General features: G+C 53.0%; 8 protein-coding genes and 1 pseudogene. 2 read left to right on the top strand and 7 right to left on the bottom strand.

Annotation, left to right across the window (positions count from 1 at the left end; genetic code table 11):
* Window positions 1-832 (top strand): IS256 family transposase (locus H6B10_RS11630; protein ID WP_204651761.1); only part of this gene is annotated, 832 nt, incomplete at its 5' end.
* 39 nt (window positions 833-871) lie between these two features.
* On the top strand, window positions 872-1,285 hold the full coding sequence (locus H6B10_RS11625; protein ID WP_430661759.1) for a DUF7000 family protein: 414 nt from the start codon (window positions 872-874) through the stop codon (window positions 1,283-1,285).
* A gap of 450 nt (window positions 1,286-1,735) precedes the next feature.
* Here the strand turns inward: H6B10_RS11625 and H6B10_RS11620 are convergent, their stop codons facing one another.
* The 7 genes and pseudogenes from H6B10_RS11620 to H6B10_RS11590 form a co-directional block, all read right to left on the bottom strand.
* A complete protein-coding gene (locus H6B10_RS11620; protein ID WP_204651759.1) occupies window positions 1,736-2,137 on the bottom strand; it encodes a hypothetical protein in 402 nt (133 codons plus the stop codon).
* A 429-nt stretch (window positions 2,138-2,566) separates the two neighbouring features.
* On the bottom strand, window positions 2,567-3,232 hold the full coding sequence (locus tag H6B10_RS11615; protein WP_204651758.1) for a ribulose-phosphate 3-epimerase: 666 nt from the start codon (window positions 3,230-3,232) through the stop codon (window positions 2,567-2,569).
* Window positions 3,232-3,663 carry a ribose 5-phosphate isomerase B gene (gene rpiB / locus H6B10_RS11610; protein WP_204651757.1) on the bottom strand — a complete coding sequence of 144 codons (432 nt, stop codon included), beginning with the start codon at window positions 3,661-3,663 and terminating at the stop codon, window positions 3,232-3,234. The genes H6B10_RS11615 and rpiB overlap by 1 nt, the downstream gene beginning before the upstream one ends.
* A gap of 1 nt (window position 3,664) precedes the next feature.
* Window positions 3,665-4,603: a transketolase family protein gene (locus tag H6B10_RS11605; RefSeq protein ID WP_204651756.1), complete on the bottom strand. Its 939-nt coding sequence runs from the start codon at window positions 4,601-4,603 to the stop codon at window positions 3,665-3,667.
* Window positions 4,600-5,451: a transketolase gene (locus H6B10_RS11600; protein ID WP_204651755.1), complete on the bottom strand. Its 852-nt coding sequence runs from the start codon at window positions 5,449-5,451 to the stop codon at window positions 4,600-4,602. The genes H6B10_RS11605 and H6B10_RS11600 overlap by 4 nt, the downstream gene beginning before the upstream one ends.
* 1 nt (window position 5,452) lies before the next feature.
* Window positions 5,453-6,112 carry a fructose-6-phosphate aldolase gene (gene fsa, locus H6B10_RS11595; protein ID WP_204651754.1) on the bottom strand — a complete coding sequence of 220 codons (660 nt, stop codon included), beginning with the start codon at window positions 6,110-6,112 and terminating at the stop codon, window positions 5,453-5,455.
* A gap of 47 nt (window positions 6,113-6,159) precedes the next feature.
* Window positions 6,160-6,406, bottom strand: a pseudogene (locus tag H6B10_RS11590) (fucose isomerase); the annotation flags it as partial.

The raw sequence follows: 6,406 nt of genomic DNA, 5'->3' as shown, positions 1-6,406 counted from the left end.
GGCGCTGTGGGGCAGCAAGGTGTCTCCGGCCACCATCAGCGAGCTGAACAAGAAAGCGTATGTCCACATTGAGGATTGGCGCAACCGCCCTCTGCAAGGTGGGCGCTATCCGTATGTCTATGTGGATGGGATCTACCTGCGCCGTAACTGGGGCGGAGAGTTTGAAAATGTGGCCATTCTGGTGGCGATCGCGGTGAATGAGGACGGATACCGTGAGGTTTTGGGTGCCGCCGAGGGCATGAAGGAAGACAAGGCCAGCTGGGTCAGCTTCTTCCAGTGGCTCCGCAGCCGTGGCCTGGATGGAGTGAAGCTGGTGGTTGGCGACAAGTGTCTTGGTATGCTGGAGGCTGTGGGAGAAGTATTCCCAGAGGCCAAGTACCAGCGCTGTACCGTACACTTTTACCGAAATGTGTTCTCAGTAACGCCTCGCTCCAAGGTGAAGCTGGTGGCAAAGATGCTCAAGGCGATCCACGCACAGGAAAGCAAGAAAGCTGCCCGGGAGAAAGCCAAAGCTGTGGTGGAGCAACTACGCTCTATGAAGCTGAAAGAGGCGGCCAAGAAGGTGGAGGATGGCATTGAGGAAACGCTGACTTACTGCGATTTTCCCAGCGAACACCGGACTCGCATCCGTACCAATAACGTCATTGAGAGACTCAACCGGGAGATCCGCCGCCGTACCCGCGTGGTGGGCAGTTTCCCGGACGGCAACTCCGCCCTCATGCTGGTCTGCGCCCGGCTGCGCCATGTGGCCGGTACCCAGTGGGGCAACAAGAAGTACATGAACACGAAGCACCTGGAGGCTGCCCTTGAGGACGCCTCCATTGCTGGCTGACTTCACTCATGCCAAGCCCTGCAAACCATTTTGTGAAAAATCTTTGACACTACCTCAGAATTAGAAAAAGAGATGCCAGAATATACGTTTATGGGCAGAGTTGTAGAAAATCAAATGGATTTTACGTACTTCCAAGTTACATGGGAAAGCCTGAAAGAAGCAGGCCTTAAGATCCAAGTCGTATTTATGCACCGCACCTGTGAATTTGAGGTTTGGATTTCCGGATACAGCAGGAAAATCCAATGCAGCTACTATGAGAGGTTGCGTTATACCGAATGCCCATTTGAAATGTGCGCCAATCCGGAAAGAAACGATTTTATAATCAAGACCGTGGTGAGAAAAACGATAACGACCGATGCGCCGGAGGTAATCATCGCTGAAATAAAAAGAAAAATAGTGGAGTTGGAGGAGTATATTAAAAAATATCAACGGCTTGAAACGACGGAGCGCTGAGGTGGCGGAACGGAGGGATCAGCCGAACATGATTTTATACGGTGAGCAATGGAGATCTGGCTCCCGGATATCTTTTTTGCTTCAACTTTTTAAGACAATGCTGGAAGAAATAAAACGAAGAGGAAAAATGGATCGTTATGCTGTAGTGTTATAAAAAATTAATCGAGCAAGCTACCTCCAAATAGAGTGGGAAATGCGTTTACAGCAAAGATATCTTGTCCTTCGATGTGGGAAACACTCACACATAGGGAAAAGATCCAATATGGAAAGAATTTTGCTGAAGCTGTTCGAAACGGAATGGCGGAGAATGCAGTAATTTATCGATGATAACGTGCCACACAAACATCATAGATACAAATAACCGAAAAGGAGCTGTTGCCAACGGCACAGCTCCTTTTATCATGCAGGATTGCTTTCCCCTTTTTATGAAAGCATGCCCGTTTCAAGAGTTCATTCGGCGTTTTCAAGGTGTGAATAGTAAAATGCCAAAGCAAAGGTGGCTGCGCACACAAGCATATCCGTTCCTGTCATGGTCAGACCAATGATGCGTAGACGATCCATGAATGTTACCGTGATAAATATAAGAAGGGTATTAGCAGTGCCGGACAAAAGAAGTGATTTCCAGGAAATCTTTGGATGGAACAGGGCGAGCAGGATTCCTGAAAGTCCTGCTGCAATATTCAGACCAAATAGGAAGAGCAACGGCAATGGATAACCTAAAAAGTAAGCTACGCCTTCTGGTGTGTACATTTTGGAAAGATAATACTCATTTTTTATGGCGACGTTTATAAAATCATAACTGCCAATGGCATAGAAAAAAGCGCAATCAAGGTAATGCACCAAAAATGCCAAGGCCTTCTATATGGTTGTTTTTTCAATGTCAATCACCTTCGGTATGAATAGGATGATTATTTCCATAATTATAGCGTATCAAGTAAAGGTAGTCAAAGGAGTCGATACCCACCCTGCTGCAAGCGGAGCGAAGGCGTGAAAATTTATTGTCAAAACTTATCCCTCGCAGTATAGTTGAGTAAATGCGAATATTTTTTCTGAAGTGAAAAATGTATCTGAAATAATTGGCAATAAATTTTCTGTTTCGCATAAAGAATGCGTGCGAGTAAGAGAAAGCATAAAAGCGATTCCGTTTTTTACAATTTCAGTGTAATGTTTCTGCACACTGGTTTTCTTAAAGAAAAACCGGAGAGAAACCAAAAAGGTTTCTCTCCGGTTGCCTTTGTAGCCTACAATATCTTTACTGGAGCGATTTGGTTGTATAACAAATCAATGGCACAAGGTATAAACTGAATTGTTTCTGAGTTTAGAAATGTTTTCCTTGATTTTTCCATGAAATACAGCACTACCGGCTACGATACTCCGAGCCCCTGCTGAGTAGGCACTAGGTAAAGTGCTGGAGGTGATGCCACCATCTACCTGAATGACAGCGTTGCTTCTCTGCGCTTGCAGCATGGAACAAGCAGTAGCTATTTTCTCGTCGCTGCCGGGTAGATAGATTTGTCCACCTCGTCCCGGTTGCACCGTCATCAGTAGCAGTTGAGAAATGTCTTTCAGATAAGGTAGGGCTGCTTTCACTGGAGTTTCGGGACTGAGTACCAGTCCTGCCTGCATGCCCGCGGAACATATGGCCTGAAGAGCGTCATTTGGACCTCCGGGAATCTCATAATGTACAGAGACACGTGTTACACCCAAACCTGCTAACCCTGGTAGAAAAAGAAGCGGGCTTTCCACCATGAGGTGCACGTCCAAAGGTTTGCTAGTTAGGCGGCTCATGGTACGCACCATATCGATGCCGAAGGAGATAGCAGGTACAAAATGTCCGTCCATAATGTCAATATGGAAGGCATCTACGCCAGCTGAGTCAGCTATTTGTACATCCCGAGCTAGGTTGGCAAAATCAGCAGCCAGAATGGAGGCGCACAATTCAAACATTATCGTTCCTCCAGTTGTGCGATGCGGCGACAATGGCGTTCCTCACCAGAAAATGGAGTATCAATGAAAAGATCCACAATGTCTAACGCCAGACCAGGTCCGGTGACGAGGGCTCCCAATGCCAACACATTGGCGTTGTTATGTAACCGCGTGGCTTTGGCGGAAAAACAGTCGCCGCACAGGGCGCAGCGGATACCCGGTACCTTATTGGCGGCAATAGAGATGCCAATGCCCGTACTACAGATAACAATGCCTTTTTCGCACTCGCCCGACGCTACGGCATGGGCTACAGCCTTACCATAGACGGGATAATCCACGGACGCCGTAGAATCACACCCAAAATCCTTGTATTCCACCCCACGTTGCCGCAGGTGAGCCAGAATTTTCTGTTTGAGTTCATAGCCGCCATGATCACAGCCAATGGCAATCATTTCAGACCAGCTCCTTTACGGCGGCGACGATGGCGTCGCTGCGCAGGCCGAACTGCTCCAGCAGGTCCCAGGCGGGGCCGGAGTGGCCGAAGACATCCTTTACGCCCACACGGCGCATCTTCGTCGGGCACTGCTCGCCCAGCACCGCGGCCACGGCTTCACCCAGACCACCCAGGATGCTGTGCTCCTCGCAGGTGACGACGGCACCGCACTCCCGGGCCGCTTTCACGACGATCTCCTCGTCCAGCGGCTTGATGGTGCAAAGGTTGATGACCCGGGCATGGATGCCCTCGTTTTTCAAAAGTTCGGCGGCGGTGAGCGCTTCGCCCACTTCCAGACCGGTGGCAAAAATCGCCACATCATTGCCCTCGGTGAGCTGCTCGCCCTTGCCAATCTCAAATTTGAAGCTGGCTTCGTCATGGAATACCGGCACCGCCAGGCGGCCGAACCGCAGGTAGACGGGACCCTCGTGCTCATAGGCAGCCTTGACGGCGGCGCGGGCTTCCACGTCGTCGGCAGGGCAAAGCACCGTCATGCCGGGGATGGAGCGCATAAGCGCGAAATCCTCGCAACACTGGTGGGAGGCACCGTCCTCGCCCACCGAGATGCCGCCGTGGGTGGCGCCGATCTTGACGTTCAGGTGGGGGTAGCCGATGGAGTTGCGCACCTGCTCAAAGGCGCGGCCCGCCGCGAACATGGCAAAGCTGGACGCAAACGGCACCAGCCCCATCGCCGCCATACCGGCGGCGGTGGCCATCATGTTGCTCTCGGCAATGCCGCAGTCAAAATGGCGGTCGGCATAGGCTTTTTTGAAAACGCCGGTCTTGGTAGCGGCGGCCAGGTCGGCATCCAGCACCACCACGTCGGGATGGTCCTTGGCCAGTTCTACCAGCGCGGCGCCGTAGCTGTCGCGGGTGGCGATCTTCTTAACCTCACTCATACCTGCGCCTCCAGTTCTGCCAGTTGAGCGTTCAGCTCGTCCATGGCAATCTTGTATTCCTCGTCGTTGGGGGCCTTGCCGTGCCAGCCTACCTGGTTCTCCATGTAGCTGACGCCCTTGCCCTTGGTAGTATTCATCAGGACGGCTGTGGGGGCGCCTGTCAGGGTGTGGAAATACTGGAACGCATCTTCGATTTGGGCGAAGTCGTGACCGTCAATGGTGACGGTACGGAACCCGAAGTCCCGCATCTTGGCATCCACCGGGTCGGTGGGCATCACTTCGCTGGTGGGGCCGTCGATCTGCAGCCCGTTCAGGTCAATAATGACACAGAGATTGTCCAGTTTGTACTTGGCGGCGAAGAGGAACGCTTCCCACACTTCCCCCTCCTCGATCTCGCCATCGCCCAGGAGAGCATACACACGCACATCATCCTTGTGCAGGTACTTGGCGGCTTTGGCCATGCCTGCCGCACAGGAGATGCCCTGGCCCAGGCTACCAGTGCTCATGTCCACACCGGGCACCGTGTTCATATTGGGGTGGCCTTGCAGGTAGCTGTCAATGTGGCGCAGGGTGGGCAGGTCCTCCACCGGGAAAAATCCCCGGTAGGCCAGCGCGCTGTACAGCCCCGGCGCGGTGTGTCCCTTGGAGAGCACGAACCGGTCCCGGTCCGCCCATTTCGGGTTGGCGGGGTCGATGCGCATTTCCTTATTATAAAGGTAAGTAAACATATCGGCGGCGGACAGGCTGCCGCCGGGGTGCCCGGCTTTGGCGCCGTGGGTGGATTCAATCACGCCCATGCGCACCTTGCAGGCTGCAATCTGCAGCTTCAAGCGTTCTTCCTTTGTCATATTACTCACCAAACACCTTTACATAGTCGGCTTTGAACTTTTCGATGCCCTGATCAGTCAAAGGATGATGAATCATTTGCTCAATGACCTTATAGGGGACGGTGGCGATATCGGCACCGGCCAGGGCGCAATCGTTCACATGGATGGGGTTGCGCACACTGGCGGCGATGATCTGAGTCTCAATGTCGGGATAATTCAGGAACATGTCGTGAATGTTCTGAATCAGTTCGATGCCCGGCTGAGAAATATCGTCCAGCCGGCCCAGGAAGGGGCTGACGTAGGTGGCACCGGCGCGGGCGGCCAGCAGCGCCTGATTGGCGCTGAAGATCAGGGTGCAGTTGGTGGGGATGCCCTTGGCGCTCAGCGCCTTGATGGCCTTGAGCCCCTCGGCGGTCATGGGAATTTTAACGACCATGTGCTTGGGGTCCAGGGCGTAGATGGCCTCGCCCTCTTTCACCATGGTCTCGGCGTCAGTGGTGGTGGCTTTCACCTCACCGCTGATGGGGCCGTCCACGATGGTGGCGATCTCGGCCAGGGTCTCGGCGTAGTCGCGGCCTTCCTTGGCGATCAGGCTGGGGTTGGTGGTGACACCGGCAATTACACCCATGTCATTGGCCTTGCGGATTTCCTCCACATTGGCGGTATCAATGAAAAATTTCATAACAGTACCATCCTTTCAGCATATTTTTTCGCGTATGGACAATTCAATCAGGCGAAGGGGTTTTCGGTGGGATACCGGTTACCGGCGGGCTGGTTGTAAGCGATATCGCCGATGCCCAGGTACTTGAACACCTCGAACAGTACCTTGCCGTAATGGCCGAAGGCCACGGCGCCATGGTGCGGGTAGCGCTTCTGCACCAGAACGTGACGGTAGAAGCGGCCCATCTCCTTGATGGCGAAGATACCGATGCCGCCAAAGGAGCGGGTAGCCACCGGCAGCACCTCGCCCTCGGCG

The sequence above is a fragment of the Gemmiger formicilis genome (assembly GCF_016901605.1).
In the GTDB taxonomy this organism is placed as follows: domain Bacteria; phylum Bacillota; class Clostridia; order Oscillospirales; family Ruminococcaceae; genus Gemmiger; species Gemmiger formicilis_B.
The sequence above is the reverse complement of the archived record's forward strand: the minus strand, read 5'-3'. Positions and strand labels throughout refer to the sequence as shown.